This window comes from Calothrix sp. UHCC 0171, from assembly GCF_034931845.1.
In the GTDB taxonomy this organism is placed as follows: Bacteria; Cyanobacteriota; Cyanobacteriia; order Cyanobacteriales; family Nostocaceae; genus Brunnivagina.
Genome location: NZ_JAYGHN010000020.1, coordinates 54,679 through 73,957, shown reverse-complemented (window position 1 = coordinate 73,957; position 19,279 = coordinate 54,679). Strand labels below are relative to the sequence as shown.

Below are 19,279 nucleotides of genomic sequence, written 5' to 3'. Positions count from 1 at the left end.
CAATTGCTTGCATTTATTATTGACTTGAGTTAGAGTCTAGGCATGGCTCAAGTTACACTTTTTAGTCTGTTCTTGAATCCAGTCTTGATCCAATATTCAGGAGGAGAACAAGGATAACAGTGCAAAAATAACTAAACAATTTTCCTGAGTCCAGGAATTGACTATTGTCTGCGAGCAAAATAGTAGTGAATCTCCTACTTTGATGTTGCGAAAAGACATAAGACTTTTGTTAATAAAACTTTATGCTCAGAAATACTTAAATCGTGTGTTGCTAAAAGTTACCGATAATCTATCTGTAGATGGATAGATTACATTTAAATACGGTGAGAGAATCTGAGAAAAACGCAAATTTTCTCAAAACTGATTTTTATACAGGTTTAAATAAATTCAATTTATGCCAGTTCAGTCAAATATCGTATTGTTGGCGACAACAGTAAGAAAAGTTTAAATTTTATGATTGAGGAGGGAATTATTTAATTTCTAGATTGCGCTTAAATATTTGTAAAAATAATTTTGCCGAGATAAATTTCCAGTAGATGATGATTATGGAATAGAGCGATAACTCTCCAGTACGCTCTGCGATCGCCAAAATTCAATTCTCAAGTTATGTATGTTCTAAAGTTTTGTTTATTGGTATCAATTTGCCATAGAAAGTTTACTGAATGCATTGAGGTATGAGCGAATCAAAGTATCTCTGTCGGTAAAATCCTTTGTTCGTAAATCACATCAATACACTACAAGTACAATGGATAATAATGTTTTTTGTTCTGATAATTCCCAAAAACTTGGGGAGGATATTATTGGTAGCGCTGCCAATTGTCAGGCTTATATATTAATAGAATGTCCACCTCCTTGGGTATCGGATGCATTTAATTCTAAGTGGGTTCCGAGTAATTTAAAATCGCTGGTGGAAGAAGTTAAAAAAGCTAGATTACCAATAAAATTTTTATTAATTGCGAATAATTTATCACATAAATCTAGTAGTACGACATTGCTAATTTACCAGCGAAAAGAAGGACTGGGAAGTGGCTATAGGAAGCAAGAATTTAATTTACCAAGTATAGAAGATGTCACCCCTATTATTAGAGCGTGGCTGTGGGGAAAACTGCCAATTTGCGACCTAGAAGCACATGTCACTAGGGATATTTTAGTCTGCGCTCACGGAAGTCACGATCGCTGTTGTGCGCGTTATGGAAATCCTTTTTATTTTTATGCGTCAGAAATGATTGCTGATTCGCATCTTGATAATGTGCGTATTTGGAAATCAACACATTTTGGTGGGCATAGATTTGCACCTACCGTTATAGATTTACCAGAGGGAAGGTATTATGGCAGGTTTGAAAAAGATGATTTCAAATCTGTTTTGATGCACTCTGGTGATATTGAATGTTTGAGTAAAATTTACCGAGGTTGGGGAATTTTACCGCCGGAAATTCAAGTGTTGGAAAGGGAATTGATTCTTCGTTATGGCTGGGATTGGTTCAAGTATAAAGTCACAGGGAGAATTGTTGAACAGAGTCAAGATAAAGGGAATATTTTGGCGGAAATAACATTTGAAAAACCCGATGGTTGTACCTATTGTCATCGAGCGCATTTAGTTAGAGATGATGCGAAAACTGTAGAATTAAAAAGTTCTTGTGGTGCGACTAAGGAATCGGTATTTACAAAATATTCTGTTACTAGTTTGTGGAAGGCTTCCGAAAAGGTTGTGAGTCTACAACAAAATAGAAGTTATGCGACTGGTACGTGATATCCGGTTTGTCTGAAAAAGCTGATGCAAAGATGGGGAGAATTAGCTGGACTTGATATGACTCTGGAATATTGTCAAGGTGTAGCTTGAACTTAGAGTATTTTTTCCTAGTAAACGTAATATACTTACTCAGAGTTCAGCATTCATCCTCCTTCCCTTTATGCCATCAGGACGGACGCACGATCGCATTACAATTTGGACTTTACCTATCGTCGTTGCGATTACCTTTTGGCAAACGCGCAGTGGCAACCTGACTTTGTTGGTGGCGACGGGGTTTATGTTAGGGGGATTAATGTTTGGTCCCGATTTGGATATTTACTCGCGACAGTTTCAACGCTGGGGATGGTTGCGCTGGATTTGGTTGCCATATCAAAAGAGTCTGCGACATCGTTCGGTTTTTTCCCATGGTCCGTTAATTGGTACGACGATACGAGTTATTTATATCACTATATTATTGAGTGTTATTACGACATTAGGATTATTGATTGTCGAGAAAGTCGGGAATATGCCATTGAATTGGCAGGGGTTGGGTGATGGTATATTAGGTGCGATCGCCAAATATAAAACAGAATTTTTCGCGTTATTTTTAGGGTTAGAAGTTGGTGCAATGAGTCATTCCCTCAGCGATTGGACTGGTTCAGCTTACAAGCGGTTTAAAAAACAAGGAATTGCCGGCATACTTCCAAAAAGTAGTAGGGGAAAGGGGAAAGGGAAAAGAAGAATCGGAAAAAGAAAACGGTAATTTATTTACGTAATACTCAATCATCAATAACCAATGACAAATACATTAACAGCACTCCAAGAATTAATCGATGTCGTCGCCAAATTGCGAAATCCAGATGGTGGTTGTCCTTGGGATTTAGCGCAAACTCCACAAACCCTTACCCCCTACGTGATTGAAGAAGCTTATGAGGTGGTGGATGCGATTCAAAGTGAGGATAATCAAGCAATTTGTGAGGAGTTGGGAGATTTATTATTACAAGTTGTATTGCAAGCACAAATAGCTAGTGAATCCCAACAATTTACATTAAAAGAAATTGCGGAAGGAATTTCCCAAAAGTTAATTCGTCGCCATCCCCATGTATTTGGTGATGTGTCTGTCACAAATGTTGATGATGTTCGCAAAAATTGGGAAGAAATCAAAGCCGCAGAAAAGGGAGAAGCAGCACCAGAAAAACAATTATTGAGTAGTAAATTAAGTAGTTATGCGCGCAAATTCCCACCGATAACAGCAGCAATGAACATTTCTAAAAAAGCTGCTGAAGCTGGCTTTGAGTGGGAAAACATTGATGGTGTTTGGGATAAATTTCGCGAAGAATTACAAGAATTTCAACATGCATTAATTCACGAAACACCCGAAGAACAGCAAGCTGAATTAGGTGATTTAATATTTTCTCTGATTCAAGTTGCTAGATGGTATCAACTTGACCCTAGTCAAGGATTACAAGGAACAAATCAGCGCTTTATTCAGCGTTTACAGAAAATGGAAGCTTTTGCAAATCGTCCCTTAACTGATTATAGTTTGGATGAATTGGAAGCACTTTGGCAACAAGCCAAGGCACAGATAGCACAGCAAAAGCAAGAACAGCAATATTAAACTTTACCCCAACACCACCAAAAACTGCTCTATAGACTAGCGCACTGGTCTTCCTTGCTACCTTGAACAATATTACCACTGCCTTGGGGAGCGGGCTGGTTTTCTTTACATTGCAGATTACCGTTAATACGATTACTCTGAATGCGGATACCACCAGTATTTTTAACTGCCTGCAAATTACCGCCAATTCGGTTGTTGTTTGCCACTATCCGAGAGCTATTTTCATCAAATTGAATATCTCCATTAATAGTAGATGAGGAAACATTCGCCGCCAGACCTTGTTTAACTTGTACGCTGCCCCCCACTGTTGAATTCGATAAAACATTCACAGCAGCAGCATTTTCACCTTGGACATTTCCTTTAATTCTTGCCCCTTTGGCATTCAGCGTGGCATTAGACTCGACTTTAACAGTACCTTCGACACGAGTACCATTGAGAGTACATGTTTTACCAGAAGGTACTTTCACATTATCAACAGTGATGGCTCCCAGAGAACCTTGACAGGAGATTTCTTCAGCTATAGCAGGAGCAATAGCAAGATTCAGACTTGTAAAAGTAGCGATCGCTAATATGTTTGTAATTTTCATGGAACTACCCTAGTTGATGTGAATGGACTCGTAAGCCTTGACTACTTCTACAGTAGGGTTTGTTTGTGAAAGTTTCTTAAAAATTGTATGAGAGATTTCTTAGAAAGACAGGAGACGGTAGTTACATAAATTTAATAATTATTCTCTCAAAGGAGAAGACTCTGAAAATTGAGTACGAATATTATTAGATGTCAGAACACAAACCTCATAAATTTTGATTCATGTATCTGCATACAGGTAGAAATTTAGTCTATCCAAAGATAGAAAGAATATATAAGTATTCGTGTAAAAATAAATTGAACCAGTAATGTGGGCAGCCCTCAGTCGAGCCGCGCTCACGCGGGAGCATCCACCTTTGGGAAATAGCAAGCGAGAGGCTTGCACTACTTAATTTTTATATGATTCCTAACCACAGAATGTCTATTTAAATCAAATATTTAGTTTGCTTAACTAAAAGGAGCAATTTCTAATCTTGCCATGTCAGATTAGGTATAATTTCTGAACTCAAACTTCAGTTTGTTTATATTTGTATATTTGTATATTTGTGATGAATCCAGATTCAAAAAGTCCTTTGAATACTCAACTTAAAAATCCTCAGATTGAGGGTTATCAATTTACTTGGTTAGACTGGTTTTGTTTATGGTATCCACCAGGTTGGTTAATCTTATTTAATCGTCATTGGCAACATTATCACTCGGAGCCAGATGGCTGGAAATGGTTTGAATATTGTTTATTTTTAATTCCCTTGGGATTTTATTTAGCATTATTCATTCGTTGGTTACGTTTAGGTTTTCGCTCGCCAGGTACTAATAATAATCAAGAATTTAATCCCAATTACCAAAAGTTATTTCGTCAAGAAATATTAGCCCCCATTGTTAAACATTATTTTCAAGCCCAATTACATCAACTTGAAAATTTGCCCATTGCAAATATTTCCAGAGAAGAACCAGTCATTGTGATTATGAATCATGCGGGGATGTCTTTTCCTTGGGATTTTATTACCTTGGCTTATTTACTCAGTGAAAAATATAATTGGATAGTTCAACCATTAGCGGGTACAGCATTATTTGACCATGCTTTGATGGAGTGGTGGCTACCTAGTGGATGGTCAAAAATTTTAGGTGGTGTGCGCGCCGATCGCAATAGTTTTAAAGCAGCAATTCAAGAACATAAAAATGTACTTTATGCACCCGAAGGTTTACGTGGTCCCATGAAAGGATGGGCAAAACGTTATCAATTACAAACTTTTGATATTAGCTTTGTTCAACTAAGTGAAAATTACCAAGTTCCCATTCTTCCTATTATTTGTATTGGCAATGAAAAATTGCATCCATTCACAATCAATGTTCGCTGGTTGCAGCGATTATTAAAAATGCCATTCTTCCCATTATCACCTTTAATTATTCTGTTTTTTCTTTTCCCCTCAATGGGAGTTTGGGCAATGCGATCGCAATTAAATTATTTTATTCAACCTGTTGAAAATGTAAATCTCAATGATAGTGAATTAGATAATAAACGTTCAGCAGCTTATCAAAAAGCACAAAAGTTACGCGAATATATGCAAATGCAAATTAATGAACGTATTTGATAAATATCAGGTTTATTTCAAGAAAAATTTAATCCCCTGGCTTACCAAAAAATCTGCCAGAAAATCAGGAATAGAAATTCAGTAAACCAAAAAGTTTTTCTCAATGGCGATCGCTAATAAATGTTTACGTATATTAAAGTGCTTTATTTTACCAAATATATAATAAGAACTTATAACACATTGAGGTGTCTCTAAAAATGAAATGATGGAAGTAGCATTTACCTTTTCGGACAAAAAATGACTATTTCATCAAAAAAATTGGTTCTCAGCGACTCAGAGACGCTGGATAAAGTTATTGAGTGTTTGATAGAACATTTTCCGATTGAAACTCAAGGACTGTCTGCTGGTGAGATGAATTAAGAGAAAAAGTATTACACAATACAAATTTGTTGATAATTTCCTTTTTAGAAAAAACTTTTTGGTTTACTGAATTTTCTTCCTAATTTACCGGTGCATGAGTTTGAAGGGCTTTTATACACCTCTCCGCAAGCATTTTTAGCGTGGTTTGACCAAAATGTGGTTGAAGGTTTACAGGCAGAGCGCAATGAATTTCCATCACCAGAACATATTAACGATGATCCGCAAACTGCACCATCTAAGCGGATTTTACGCTCATGTCCAGGTTATGACAATCCTTTGCATGGCTCCTTGATAGCGATGGATATTGGTTTAGATGCCATTCGTGGGCAGTGTCAACATTTTCATCAGTGGCTTTCGCGGTTAGAGGAAATTGGGCGTTGATAATTAGGTTTTTATCGCTTGGAATCGTTTAATGCAAGCGTAGGCTGACATCTTGCACCAAAAGACTATTGAGAAAATTAGGACTTGAAAGCCTTGATTTATCGCAAGCAGTTAGGTTTGTTTCCGAGCTTATTGAGAAGGTGGAAGATATGTGTAGGGGTTAATTTTAGAGCGGCATAAGATATCTTCAGTACTTTTCAGGTAAGTGAGGTACAGCAATGGAAGGGAAAGTGTTTAGCTTTTACGATTTGGTTTGCTTAATGTACCCTATAAACTTGCAATCTGCTGTATCTTTAGGAGCTAATTTATTTAGCTTTATTTAATATTTACTAACTGACTCTAAAACTATTGTGTTTGTCTATGCTAACCATTTTTTAGGCTTGTAGATACTTACATTTTATTGTTATTTTTTAAAGATACTAAATAGTTTTTTTAAAGTTTTTGTGTTAACTGTAAAATTACCTGTATTTAGGTTTATTCTTGTTTTATAAATGTCATTTTTATTGTAAGTGATATTTCGTAGCGTTTCTCAGTCTAATTAAGTACATCTAATGGTACTATTTTCTCATGAAAAGTAAATTGCTTTCATCAGTTTTGGTCGCTGGAGTATTGTTATTGACAGCCGTCAAAACTGCTAATGCTCAACGTATCAAGGTTGCTAACATTGAATATCCAGCTTTTTCTTCAAAATTGCCACGGACTGGTAACGCTTACATTGGTTCTTGTATCAATTCCAAGAACGAAATGCATGGCTTTTTAATTATACGCGATAATGACAGTGTAATTCGTTTTCAGTCAATTGCGCGTGTGAATGCAAATTCACCAATTGTGATTGTTAATCGAGCTATTGTGCCCAAGGACAGCTTGAATATTGTAACCAAGCATTCCCCTCAAGGAATGGAACATGCAAAATTCATGTTGAGCAAATACGCTTTTCTAGCTGCTGGTAAAACTGAATGTCCTGCTGGATTTCAGCATAAAGAGTTTTTCTTTGAGCAATTGAAAGAGTAGCAAAAAATCCTCATCACTTAGAGGGTGTTTGAAAAGGTTTTAGAAGTCAAATGTTATGCCAATCGCCTCACCATAATACGGATCATAGCAAGGTAGATAATAGGTATCCGCTCAAAAAATCGGGGTAGAAAGGAAGCTATTCGTGCATGGAGTGTGTACACAGTGTAATAAAATATGCAGATTTGAAAAAAAAGTCCGCCCAAAACTTGATTAATTACATCAAAAAGCATTCAGAACGAATTGTCAATTACGAGTATTTTTCCCAAGAAAGCTTATGCTCCATCGGTTCTGGCGGAGTTAAATCTGCTGTTAAACAGATTCAGTAAATCACAAAGTTTTTTACTAGGCTTATGCTCATTCAATCACCAAGTATAGGCAAGTAACTTTAAATACTTAGTCTATAAGTTTTTATTATGTTTAAAAATCAATAATAGATAAAGTTTTTACTTAACGGGTGACAACATAGCTACACAGCTTGTTTCATAAGGGATAGAGCATGAAATCCACGCTGAAAATAGAGCCGTTTATGAGGTTTGAGTGCCATCAACCTGAAAGCCCAATCTGCCCATAATTCCATACCATATATCCATCTTTGTCCATAAAGAGAAAAGCTAAAATCGCTCTGACGTGGGGTCTTGTCCTTGTGTTCTTGAATACGTCCAGCGTAAGTTTCGATCCCTAGTGTTTGCATCTGTTGACCATGTATTGTCGCCAAACTATAAGCAATTACAATTAGTAATACTAAGGATAAAAACCGAGTTTCATTCACTTTAGCATCCTCTAGATTATATCCTCCAGTTTTGCAATCCTTGAAGAATTGTTCAATTCCCCACCGACATCGATAAACCTCTAAAGTTTGTTTCAGAGTTGGGAGATTAGTTAAGATATACCACGGCTCTTTCGGACCTTTTTTGTGATATTTTCGTTTCCAATAAATAGCTATATTAAACAGACCCAAACCATCACCTTTATTGCACCTCACTCCTACATAAAATTGAGACATTCCCGGTTTAAATCCTTGCTCTTTCAGGACTTGATATTCTTCACCAGAATGTTCTTGAAAATGAAGGTCTTTTTTCTGACGTAGAGCAAAGGATATTCCCCTTTCATCAAGCCATTGAGCGAGTTTTGGGCTATGGAATTCCCTGTCTCCTAATACTAGAACCGGATAGTTCTTCAACAGCTTAAGAGCTACACTTAATAAACGCTTTTGAGTTGAGAAATTACTGTTACCCACATGGTTCAACATCTCCCAATACAAGGGTAATGCATGAGTACCCCACACTAAAGTAACCATAAACAAATTGCGTCCTTGCCATTGAGTTCTATCAATAGCAATCATCCAATAACCATATTTTTTATGCTTTTGTTTTTTCAGATAACGGCGTTGTTCTCGATTGATGTTTTTTCCTGTTTGCTCTTGTCTAATCCAATATTTTATCAATGGAAACCACAATAATTTAACGCAGAATTTACCTACAACTAAAAACCGTTGCAGGTTGCGTTTACGACTTTCATATTTTATTGGTTGAGGAAATAAACTAGCCAATGTGGAGAGCTTTACTTGTCGATGTGCTTGTATCAATAGCAACAATACTTCTAGCGTCAGATACTGCTGTTCACTCAAATGCTTTCGGAAGATAGTTTGGTATGATTGTGGCAACATTTATTTTTTTTGAGCGGGGATGAATTCCCCCTATTTTTTTACCACTTTATTTTCTCAAATTATTGCCACATCTCATCTTGAGCCGCCTTGTCACCCGTTAAGAAGTTTTTATGAATTACATTTTAGAATCTCTATCACAGTCGGGTATTAAAAATAATAATTTTTCTTAAATAAAAATATTTCTTTTTACAAAAAATTATGAGAGTTATGTCTTCTTGAATTAAATTAAATGAAGGGTGACATTTATTCTTTTAATACAATGATATCAAAAAAACTAGCTCTTACAGACGAGGAAACATTAGACGAAGTTATAGATTGTTTAACTGAAAATTTTACGATTGAAACCCAAGGAGCTTTTAATCAAAAAAATCTATTTGAGATTTTAGTAAGAGCGGCAAGCATCGGTGATAGCATCGAAAATACAAGCAAAGTTTTAAATCAAAGCCCATCGGGTAATGATATTAGGTATCACTTGAATAAAATCAATAATTTTGAGCAGCTTGAAAGTCAAATCAATCAAGCTTTAAAAAGTCGGATACCCCATCGAATTAAAAAAGGTCGTCACAAAATAGCAATTGACTTAAATTTGATTCCCTATTATGGGGAACCAGACGAAAACGAAAAAGAATATATCTATAGAAGTGAAGCCAAACTTGGGACTTGTTCTTTTTACGCTTACGCGACTCTATATATAATAACCAAAAATAAAAGAGTTACATTAGCTGTTAGAGGAGTTCGTTGGAGTGATACAAGTGTCGCTATAATTACCTATTTACTAGCTGAAATTAGTAATTTAGAGATAGATATAAAGAGCCTTTATTTAGATAGAGGTTTCTTTAATGTTCCTGTTATTATATGGTTCAAAGCTTTAAATATTCCTTTTATAATGCCAGCGATTAGAAGAGGAAAGAAAAAAGGGATAAAACAATTTTTAAAAGGTAAAAGTAGTTCTAAAAAAACTTATACAATGAGCAGAGGTAAAGATGATGATGTAACTTTTGATTTATGGATTGTTTGTAAATATAGAAAAGGAAAAAGAAAAAAACGTGGTGTAGAATATTTTGCTTATGTTGTATATAACGTAAAAGTTAATTTAAGTTATGTGCATCAAGATTATAGAAAAAGATTTGGAATTGAAAGTAGTTATAGACTAAAAAATATTTGTCGTATTAGAACTAATAATAAAAAACCTGCTTTAAGATTACCATTTGTTGGTCTCTCTTTCATTCTTATTAATATCTGGATTTATCTTCTCTGGTTTAAAGTTAGTCGCCCTCGAAAAGGTAAAAGAATAATTTTTTTAAAGCTATTTGGATTAAAGCAAATGCTTGCTTTTTTACGTCAAGTTATTGAGCAAAAATATTTAACGGCTCGAAATATTTATATCCCATCTAATTAATAAAGCTTTTTAGTCAGCATTCATCCGAGATTGAACATTAATAATGAATGCTGATTAATTAGCGATAAATTACATTGAATAAATATAAGATTTTCGAGTCAGTCATAGAAAGTCAATTTTGTGCTGGAATTAATTTCTATTTTATCATCTTTATTGAAGAGTTTGAATTCACCACACTCTTCGAGTTTGTTTAATTCATATTTATTGTTATTTAGATATTAAAACTTAATTAAATATCTTACTCGTAGCAAATCATGCATAAGTAAATATAATCTATTTGTTTCTAAAATTTAAGGTTTATTTTAAAATAATTGTATATATAGCTACATCTTTTCGTAATTTCTTTTTATTGAAAGAAACTTTGTGATTTACTGAAATTCTCAACAAATTAATTATGTCGAAATGCCAAAACGATAACCTTTACCGTAAACAGTGTAAATTAATTGCATTTCCCCTGTAACTTCAATTTTCCGCCGCAACAGGCGAATCAAAGCTGCAATCACATTACTACTAGGTTGTTCGTCCTCACTCCATAAATATTCCATAATTTGGGCGTGAGTTAGCAATTGTCCGGTATTCTCCATAAAATACTGCAATAACTGACTCTCTTTTTCCGATAATTCGATGACTCTACCTTGACGATATGCTACTTGATTTTCGCGATCGAGTTCTAAATCTGCAACTATTAATTTTTCTGTAGTTGCCTCCTGCGTGGGCGTAGTTGAACGACGCAACAATGCACGTACCCTAGCCAGCAACTCCCTCAGTTCAAAGGGTTTGACTAAATAATCATCCGCACCAGCATCCAAACCTTCCACCCTATCATCAAGGGTATCTTTGGCTGTGAGAAACAATACTGGGGTGGTTTTCCCTTGGCGACGCAATTCTTGGCAAATTTCCAGTCCTGTTTTTCCGGGTAACATCCAGTCTAAAATCAAAAGGTCGTAATTATCACTTTGCGCTAACTGATTGCCCTTAGTTCCATCGTATGCTGTATCGACATTATAGCCCTCGCGACTCAGTAAGCGAGTTAGTGGGTCGGTTAATTCGGCTTCATCATCAACTAAGAGTATTCGCATAATCAGATTTTAAATTGGGGATTAGTAAAACTTGAGCCACACTATTGATAAAATCAAATATTACTGGTGATAAAATCAAATATTACTGGTGTAAAAATCGGGTCTAATTCAGAATGCAGCATTAAAAATTTAAAATTATTGGTTAACAGAGTGAAAAAAGCATTTTCCAGCCACTCTAAAAATACAATAATTGCTGATAACTCTGATTTCTGATCTAAATCTCAAATCCAAAATCTAAAATCTCAAATCCTATGATTACCGTCGCATTGCCGAAAGGCGGACTTTTAAAAGATAGCATTCGCCTACTGCAAACAGTTGGATTAGATTTTAGCGCTTTTCTAGACTCAGGAACTCGGCAGTTGCAAATTGTCGATGCAAGTGGAAAAGCCAAGGGATTGCTAGTGAGGGCGCAAGATGTTCCCGTATATGTAGATTATGGGCAGGCTCAATTGGGCATTGTTGGATATGATGTCTTGCGTGAGAAAAAGCCGAATGTGGCTCATTTAGTCGATTTAAAATTTGGTTATTGTCGCCTATCTGTAGCAGTGAAAGAGTCGAGTACGTATCGTTCGAGTTTAGATTTACCTGCACAGGTGAGAATCGCCTCAAAGTATGTCAATTGTGCCCGTGAATATTTCCAAAATTTGGATTTACCTGTGGAAATTATTCCTTTATCTGGTTCAGTAGAATTAGGTCCAATTACGGGTATATCTGAGGCGATTGTTGATATTGTTTCCACTGGAAGAACGATGAAGGAAAATGGCTTAATTGAGATTGAAACTCTGTATGAAAGCACTGCCAGATTAATTGCTCATCCTTTAAGTTATCGTTTGAATGTGGGTAATATGAGTGATTTGATTAGTAAGATGCGGGAAGCAATATTGGTTAGTGGGTAAAAATCTATATAATTGCTGTTATGAGCAATACTACATTTCCTGGTAAATCTCCTGCCAAATCCCACAATACAGCCCACCGTCGTCGTGAAACCGATTGGCGGTTATTTTTACGGTTAGTACCCTACGCTAAACAACACAAGCGATCGCTTATCATCGCTATGTCTATGTTAGTACCGATCGCGATCGCCAATGCGGCACAACCGTTATTAATTGGACAAGCAATTTCCCTCATCCGCAATGAACCTAGTACCTATGGGTTTTTCCAACGCGATACCCTCATGCAAGGGTTATATGTTGTTGAAATCGGTTTACTGATAACGGTACTTATCAAACTTTTTCTGAACGGGATTCAGGGTTATCTCATCCAGCAAGTCGGACAAAAAATTACTGCCTCAATTCGCCAAGATTTATTCCATCATGTCACATCGTTGGCGGTACGTTTTTTTGATCGTACTCCTGTAGGTAAATTAATTACAAGATTAACTAGTGATGTTGAAGTTTTAGGAGATGTATTTTCAACTGGGGCGATTGGTATTATCGCTGATTTATTCTCAATGTTAGTGATTGCCGGATTTATGTTTTCAATTCAGTGGCAATTGGCATTGTTTTTAATCATTATACTCATTCCCATCGCTTTATTAATTATCTACTTCCAACAGCAATATCGCCGAGCCAATTACAAAGCCAGGGAAGAACTTTCGGGATTAAATTCACAACTCCAAGAAAATATCACGGGAATTCGGGTTGTACAGTTATTTCGACGGGAAAAATTCAATAGTCGCCTATTCTACCAAACTAACAAAGATTATGTCAGAGAAGTAGATCGAACTATCTTTTTTGACTCTTCTGTTTCCGCAACCTTGGAATGGATTGCATTAATTGCTGTTGCGGGAGTTTTATTGATTGGGGGTTGGTTGCTACTCAAAGAGCAATTAACATTCGGAATCTTATCTACGTTTATTTTCTACGCTCAAAAATTATTTGAACCGTTGCAACAATTTGCCGAAAAATTTACCGTCATTCAATCAGGTTTTACCGCAATTGAAAGGGTGAGTGATATTTTAGATGAACCCATTGAAATCCGGGATAAAGTAAATTCTCGCACTCTGGCTGGATTTGAATTTGGGTACATTGATGAAATCATCGAAAACCTCGATACTGTTGAAAATCACGAAAATGAAGCTGCCCGTGGTGAAATCCGATTTGAAGATGTGTGGTTTGCTTACAAAGATGACGACTATGTCATTAAAAACCTAAATTTTACCATTCATCCAGGTGAAAAAATTGCTTTAGTTGGTCCCACTGGTGCAGGTAAAAGCTCGATTATTCGGCTATTATGTCGTCTCTACGAACCCACAAAAGGACGCATCCTTGTCGATGGTATTGATATTCGTGATGTTCCCCAAGGCGAATTACGGCGATATTTAGCGGTAATTCTCCAAGATGGATTTATTTTTGCTGGGGATGTGAAGGGTAATATTACATTGGGTGACGGTTACACATTTGAAGAAGTCCAAGCCGCCGCCGGAAAGACAAATGTATCACAATTTATCGAACAGCTTCCCCAAGGTTATCATACTCAAATGCGCGAACGCGGGACAAATTTATCAAGTGGTCAAAAACAACTGCTTGCTTTTGCCCGTGCAGCAATTCGGAATCCGCAAGTTTTGGTACTCGATGAAGCAACTGCAAGCTTGGATGTGGGAACTGAGGCTTTAGTTCAAGAAGCTTTAGATGAATTATTATTAGGAAGAACAGCAATTATTATTGCTCACCGTTTATCGACAATTCGGAATGTAGATCGAATTTTTGTATTAAAGCGTGGTGAATTAATCGAACAAGGTAGTCATGACGATTTAGTCAGTCAAGGTGGCTTGTATGCGACTCTGCATAACTTGCAGATGTTAGGAAGTCAGTAGAGAGTCAAAGAATCTACATTCTCACTTCTACATGATTTTTCTGGGAGGCTTTCACATATTCTTGCGGGCGAGCAGGTAAGAAGGATTCTATTTTGGCAAACAATTGCTCAAAATCAATTGGCTTAGTAATTAAGCCATCAACTTTACTATCATAATCAATCGACTCCGATAAATTTTCCCAAGCTGTTAGCATCACAATGGGGATAAAAGGCAGCTTTTGGTTTTCGCGAACTCTTTTTGCCACCTCTAACCCCGTAATCCCAGGCATCATCATATCCAATAATACCAGTGCTGGTGGATGAGATGCGATCGCATTTAAGGCTTCATAACCATCTTTTGCAATCTTAACTTTATAACCTTCCATTTCTAAAAATGTTTGTAGCATCCAACAGTTGTCGGGAACATCGTCAACTATGAGAATATACTTTTCTAGACTATCCATTTCTGACTGAAATTTAAACATAATAATTATTCTATTGATATTTTGGTTTTAGTTAAATTTATTATCCCTAAGCTTGTAAGTAACTGTTTATTATCCCTAAGCTTGTAAGTAACTGTCCTCTAACTTTAGATATGTTCAAAGTCGCATATTTTCAATGGAAAATTAGACACTCCAGTATTTAGGTATATACTAAGGATTGAAACCTGATCCATAAAAATAATATTAAGAATTAAAAAATATTAGCTGTAGTACATACTCACAAAATAATGCCAAAACTTAAGATTGTTTTTATAAACTCACTGTAAACCAAAAATTGAAACTTTAAAATTTAAACTTTAAAACTGAAAATTCCATGTGGCTAGTCGCAATATTCGTCTGTCTGGGTTGGATGATTTCCCTATGTTTGCATGAATTTGGTCATGCGATTGTGGCATATTGGGGTGGAGATACTTCAGTCAAAGAGAAAGGATACCTAACTCTAAATCCTCTTAAGTATACCGACCCAGGTTTAAGTCTCCTCTTCCCTCTATTTTTTCTCATGCTGGGTGGATTTGCCTTGCCAGGTGGCGCTGTATATATAAACACTCAGAAACTACGAAGTCGTTGGTGGAATAGTGCCGTTTCTGCTGCTGGGTGTGTAGCGGAAGTTTTTGTCGTCATCACACTTGCCGTGTTATTCCATGCTATTTGGAATCAAGAGGAATTTAATCTGGAAAGGAATGGGGAAAATAGTCTCTACATCAGCGTAATTCTGAGCATTGCCTATGTGATTTTTCTGAATATATACGTAATTTTCATTAATTTGTTACCAATTCCCGGTTTAGATGGATATGGAATAATTCAACCTTGGTTGCCAGTTGCTATTAATAAAAAGTTAGAGAAATTTAGTTCCTATGGATTCTGGATTTTAATTGCTTTACTCTGGTTTTATCGCCCGTTTGGTCAATTTTTGCGGAATATCAGCGATAGTATTATTTCACTTCTTTCCATACCCAATATTTTTGTTGATGTTGGTGGTTCTATGTTTAGAACCCACGCACAATATATAGTTTTAGGCTTAATTGCATTGCTGTGGTTATTTCGCGATAAACGTAAAGATTTATATAGAAAAGGGACTCAGTTAATTTCTGACGGAAAATACGAAAAGGCGATCGCAATTTTAGATCGAGCGATCGCAGCAGAACCCAGTTATAATCGTGCTTGGATGATGCGTGGTTATGGGCTGTATCGACTGGAACGTTATGAAGATGCACTAGTTTCCTACGATAAAGCGATCGAGTTGCAACCTGATGTGGGTGAACCTTGGTATTACAAAGGTATTATTTTTGCAGAGATGCAGCAAATTAATCAAGCATTGGATAGTTATAATAAAGCGATAGAAATTCAACCAAATTATGTAGATGCTTTATGTCAGCGAGGCTATTTGTTATTGGATGAGGAAAATTATGAACAAGCACTGACAGATTTCGAGCAAGCAATTGCCATAGATAAAAATAATAGTTTTGTTTGGTATGGGAAGGGTGATGCCCTCAGTCAATTACAACATGATGTAGAAGCGATTAATGCATATCAACAGGTTTTAAAGATAGAGCCAAAATCTAACGCTTGGCATAATTTAGTCCAGCTTTTAGAAAAGTTAGAAAGATATGAAGAGGTTATCGCCATTTACGATACAAAGCTCAAATATCAGCCAGAGAATGCCAATATTTGGAACCGTCGTGGCTTGATATTACAAAAACTAAATCGTGACAACGAAGCAAAAATTTCATTTCAACAAGCAAAACAAAATGCGGCAAAAACCCTCAGACGCAAACCAGAAGATGCAGATTCCTGGTTTCAGAAAGGTTTAGCATTAACTGCGACGCAAAATCATCTAGAAGCAATTCCAGCTTACCAGCAAGCTATTCAAATTCAGCCAGATTTTGCTCCCGCTTTTTACAATATTGCTTGTTGCTACGCTCAGGAAAATAATTTAGAACTGGCAATCCACAACTTAGAAAAAGCCATTAGTTTGAATCCAGATTTGTATCTTAACGATGCGAAAACAGACTCAGACTTTGATAAAATTCGTGAAAATCCCGCATTCCAAGCTTTATTACAAACCGAATAGGCTGTGACGCATCTAATTTAGTATATAAGGCGCAGGCAAGATGCCCCGGAGTTTTCCGTGAAGAACATCTACCCGGAAACTAGGCTGTTGACTCTGTGCATTTTTAGGGGATAAGAGTTCATACAGTTTTTGCGACATGACTTGTAACTTGTTCCAAGGCTCTGCCTCCTGAGTGGAGGCAATTTAAATAAGTTTCTGCAAATAACTCTTGACTGAGAAAATTGCAGATGCTCCCAAGTTACAGATTTGATATCAAATCCGGCTAATCAGTAATAGCTCATTTTTCTCCCCATCTCCCCATCTCCCCATCTCCGCGTCTCCCCATCTCCCCATCTCCGCGTCTCCCCATCTCCGCGTCTCCCCATCCCCCCATCCCCCCATCTCCCCATCCCCCAGTTCCGATTCCTCAGCAAAAAAAAATTTCCGAAAGACTAGCGCAATTCAAAAAACTTTGCTAATATTAGTTCTTGTGAGACAAAACGGGCGGTTAGCTCAGTTGGTAGAGCGCCTGCCTTACAAGCAGGATGTCATCAGTTCGAGTCTGGTACTGCCCATTCAGTAAATTGAGGTTAGAGATAAAACCTACAGGTTCTCTAACCTTTTTTAATGCGATCGCTAACAAATTCATCAGTTGCATCAACAAAATAACTACCGGATAGTTGTATTCTGGCTAAAGCAATACTAGGTAGTTAAAAATACAACAATGCTGACGACAAATATTGACGAGGTAATCAAGACATTAGACTCGATTATTTTTGAAGCAACTTTAACGCGCGATCGTATTGGTTTCTTTGCTGCATTATATCGTCAGGTGACGCTCAAGATTAAAATGGGAATGGAAAGTAATCATTTTGATGATTATGATCGCATGAATCAATTTGCTGCTACATTTGCAAACCGTTATTTAGTTGCGATCGATACATACAGAAGTGGTGGTAAACCCACAAAAAGCTGGAAAGTTTCATTTGAAGCAGCTTTACAACCCGATTTTATCATTCTTCAGCACCTTTTATTGGGTATTAATGCTCATATTAATTTAGATTTAGGAATTGTAGCGGCAGAAATTTGTCCAGAGCAAGAATTACAAAATTTTGCAGGTGATTTTGAGAAAATAAATAATATCATTGTCGATTTGCTCAACCCCATTCAGGATGTTGTCAATCAATTTTCCCCGTTTCTGGAAATTTTGGATAAGGTTGGTGGTATCACAGATGAAGCAATCATCAGTTTTAGCATCAAAAAAGCACGTCAAGAAGCTTGGAATCAGGCACAAATTCTGGTACAACAAACAACAGAACAGCAGCAAGCAACGATTATTTCACTGGATCAAAAAGTCGCCTTTTTAGGGCATATTGTTGCTAGTCCCAGTCGCATCATCGACAAAGCTATAGAAATAGTTAAATCATCTGAAAGTGATGAAATACCATTGATTATTGATGCTTTGAATAGAATCGTGAGTATTTAATGAATACTGAGAATTAGGAATCAGTCCAATTATTTGATGACTTTGGTGCATGAGTTAAACTATCAATACCAGCCACCCGCATTTGTTCGTAAACACTTTGGGTTGGTGCTAACCAAACTTTACCAGTACCCCGAAAGGTTTGTAATAATCCTTCACCACTCGTCAAAGTCCCAAAAATAGTCTTTGTGGATTTTTCAACGGTAAACTCAATTTTGCCAGTACGCATTAAAGCAAAATTACCATCCACCTTCAGAGTTTCGTTATTCAACTGCACACAATGAACTTCGGAAGCGGGAACAGGTAACTCAAACACGCAAATCCCCGTACCGCGAATCTTAGTTTGGAATAAACCTTCATTACCAAACAAAGCTGAGGAAACATTCTTTTGGATTGCCGCACTAATTTCCAGGGAACCTTCACCACAATAAAACAAACCGCGATCGCAAATAATTTCTTCGTTATTGAGGTAGTAAGTCAAGAAATGACTGAAGCAAGGTTCGAGGAAAATACAGCCATGTCCCTGATAGCGGGGAATAAACGCCGACTCATTGGTAATGAACTTGTTGAGCATGGCTTTTCCTAAACCAGCCATTCCCCCAGCCTTACTTTCAATTTGAATATGTCCATATAAATATTGCAATGCACCCGCTTCAATTTGCGCTTCTCCGCCTTGCAGGGTGATTTTTACCTGTTTGAGTTGCATCCCCACTTGATTGGCGTAATAAATTGCTTGCGCGGTTTCCGGGTCATTAATACCTGATAATGATTTATAACCAAGAATCTCGACTTTGAAATTGTCTCCAGAAACACAATCAAGCACTTCTACCCTTGATGTTGATTTTTGGCGATGGAAAGGTTCGATAAACCGATTTTCCTCCAGATTGTCCACAGTAAATTCCTCTGGTTAATTTTAGTCAGCAATACTACCAGTGTAGATAATTTTAGCGAAATGTTTCCCAAGTTGTGAGCGATGGAAATTCAGCATTTTCTCACCTCGCTCCTCAATTTATGTACTTCAGAAATATTCTC

At 36.7% G+C, this 19,279-nt stretch carries 18 protein-coding genes and 1 tRNA gene; 13 read left to right on the top strand and 6 right to left on the bottom strand.

Going from position 1 to position 19,279, the window contains the following annotated elements:
• Nucleotides 1-745: 745 nt before the first annotated feature.
• The 3 genes from VB733_RS16150 to mazG all read left to right on the top strand — a co-directional run bounded on the left by VB733_RS16150 (nt 746) and on the right by mazG (nt 3,347).
• Nucleotides 746-1,750, top strand: coding sequence for a sucrase ferredoxin (locus tag VB733_RS16150; RefSeq protein ID WP_323341081.1), 1,005 nt, complete (start codon nt 746-748; stop codon nt 1,748-1,750).
• A gap of 160 nt (nt 1,751-1,910) precedes the next feature.
• Nucleotides 1,911-2,492: a metal-binding protein gene (locus tag VB733_RS16145; protein WP_323341080.1), complete on the top strand. Its 582-nt coding sequence runs from the start codon at nt 1,911-1,913 to the stop codon at nt 2,490-2,492.
• A 33-nt stretch (nt 2,493-2,525) separates the two neighbouring features.
• Nucleotides 2,526-3,347, top strand: coding sequence for a nucleoside triphosphate pyrophosphohydrolase (gene mazG, locus VB733_RS16140; RefSeq protein WP_323341079.1), 822 nt, complete (start codon nt 2,526-2,528; stop codon nt 3,345-3,347).
• Between the two features lie 29 nt (nt 3,348-3,376).
• On the opposite strand, the gene VB733_RS16135 is transcribed toward mazG, so the two are convergent.
• Complete coding sequence (locus VB733_RS16135; RefSeq protein WP_323341078.1) at nt 3,377-3,934, bottom strand: hypothetical protein; 558 nt, start codon at nt 3,932-3,934, stop codon at nt 3,377-3,379.
• A 544-nt stretch (nt 3,935-4,478) separates the two neighbouring features.
• Between VB733_RS16135 and VB733_RS16130 the strand changes: the two genes are divergently transcribed.
• The 4 genes from VB733_RS16130 (at nt 4,479) to VB733_RS16115 (ending at nt 7,274) form a co-directional block, all read left to right on the top strand.
• Nucleotides 4,479-5,522: a 1-acyl-sn-glycerol-3-phosphate acyltransferase gene (locus VB733_RS16130; RefSeq protein ID WP_323341077.1), complete on the top strand. Its 1,044-nt coding sequence runs from the start codon at nt 4,479-4,481 to the stop codon at nt 5,520-5,522.
• A 237-nt stretch (nt 5,523-5,759) separates the two neighbouring features.
• The gene (locus tag VB733_RS16125; RefSeq protein ID WP_323341076.1) at nt 5,760-5,882 is read left to right on the top strand and encodes a hypothetical protein; all 123 of its coding nucleotides are present in this window, start codon (nt 5,760-5,762) and stop codon (nt 5,880-5,882) included.
• 66 nt (nt 5,883-5,948) lie between these two features.
• Complete coding sequence (locus tag VB733_RS16120) at nt 5,949-6,263, top strand: DUF4276 family protein (RefSeq protein WP_323341109.1); 315 nt, start codon at nt 5,949-5,951, stop codon at nt 6,261-6,263.
• A gap of 567 nt (nt 6,264-6,830) precedes the next feature.
• Nucleotides 6,831-7,274, top strand: coding sequence for a hypothetical protein (locus VB733_RS16115; protein ID WP_323341075.1), 444 nt, complete (start codon nt 6,831-6,833; stop codon nt 7,272-7,274).
• A gap of 466 nt (nt 7,275-7,740) precedes the next feature.
• Here the strand turns inward: VB733_RS16115 and VB733_RS16105 are convergent, their stop codons facing one another.
• Entirely contained in the window at nt 7,741-8,940 is a 1,200-nt protein-coding gene (locus VB733_RS16105; RefSeq protein WP_323341074.1) for an IS4 family transposase, read from the bottom strand.
• Nucleotides 8,941-9,169: 229 nt separating this feature from the next.
• Between VB733_RS16105 and VB733_RS16100 the strand changes: the two genes are divergently transcribed.
• Nucleotides 9,170-10,339, top strand: coding sequence for an ISH3 family transposase (locus VB733_RS16100; RefSeq protein ID WP_323341073.1), 1,170 nt, complete (start codon nt 9,170-9,172; stop codon nt 10,337-10,339).
• Between the two features lie 392 nt (nt 10,340-10,731).
• On the opposite strand, the gene rppA is transcribed toward VB733_RS16100, so the two are convergent.
• Nucleotides 10,732-11,418 (bottom strand): two-component system response regulator RppA, encoded by a 687-nt coding sequence (rppA, locus tag VB733_RS16095; protein WP_323341072.1) that lies wholly within the window; start codon nt 11,416-11,418, stop codon nt 10,732-10,734.
• A 251-nt stretch (nt 11,419-11,669) separates the two neighbouring features.
• Between rppA and hisG the strand changes: the two genes are divergently transcribed.
• Both hisG and VB733_RS16085 read left to right on the top strand, forming a co-directional pair.
• Entirely contained in the window at nt 11,670-12,314 is a 645-nt protein-coding gene (gene hisG / locus VB733_RS16090; protein WP_323341071.1) for an ATP phosphoribosyltransferase, read from the top strand.
• A gap of 20 nt (nt 12,315-12,334) precedes the next feature.
• A complete protein-coding gene (locus VB733_RS16085; protein WP_323341070.1) occupies nt 12,335-14,233 on the top strand; it encodes an ABC transporter ATP-binding protein in 1,899 nt (632 codons plus the stop codon).
• Between the two features lie 13 nt (nt 14,234-14,246).
• Here VB733_RS16085 and VB733_RS16080 read toward each other — a convergent pair whose 3' ends face one another.
• Entirely contained in the window at nt 14,247-14,696 is a 450-nt protein-coding gene (locus tag VB733_RS16080) for a response regulator (protein WP_323341069.1), read from the bottom strand.
• Between the two features lie 331 nt (nt 14,697-15,027).
• Between VB733_RS16080 and VB733_RS16075 the strand changes: the two genes are divergently transcribed.
• Nucleotides 15,028-16,785, top strand: a complete 1,758-nt coding sequence (locus tag VB733_RS16075; RefSeq protein ID WP_323341068.1) for a tetratricopeptide repeat protein — start codon at nt 15,028-15,030, stop codon at nt 16,783-16,785.
• 252 nt (nt 16,786-17,037) lie between these two features.
• Here the strand turns inward: VB733_RS16075 and VB733_RS16070 are convergent, their stop codons facing one another.
• Nucleotides 17,038-17,166 (bottom strand): hypothetical protein, encoded by a 129-nt coding sequence (locus tag VB733_RS16070; protein WP_323341067.1) that lies wholly within the window; start codon nt 17,164-17,166, stop codon nt 17,038-17,040.
• Between the two features lie 100 nt (nt 17,167-17,266).
• Here VB733_RS16070 and VB733_RS16065 point away from each other — a divergent pair.
• Together VB733_RS16065 and VB733_RS16060 are read left to right on the top strand one after the other, a co-directional pair.
• A tRNA-Val gene (locus VB733_RS16065) sits at nt 17,267-17,339 on the top strand.
• Nucleotides 17,340-17,488: 149 nt separating this feature from the next.
• Nucleotides 17,489-18,250, top strand: a complete 762-nt coding sequence (locus tag VB733_RS16060; protein ID WP_323341066.1) for a DUF5995 family protein — start codon at nt 17,489-17,491, stop codon at nt 18,248-18,250.
• A gap of 13 nt (nt 18,251-18,263) precedes the next feature.
• Here VB733_RS16060 and VB733_RS16055 read toward each other — a convergent pair whose 3' ends face one another.
• Nucleotides 18,264-19,139, bottom strand: a complete 876-nt coding sequence (locus tag VB733_RS16055) for an AIM24 family protein (protein ID WP_323341065.1) — start codon at nt 19,137-19,139, stop codon at nt 18,264-18,266.
• Between the last annotated feature and the right edge of the window lie 140 nt (nt 19,140-19,279).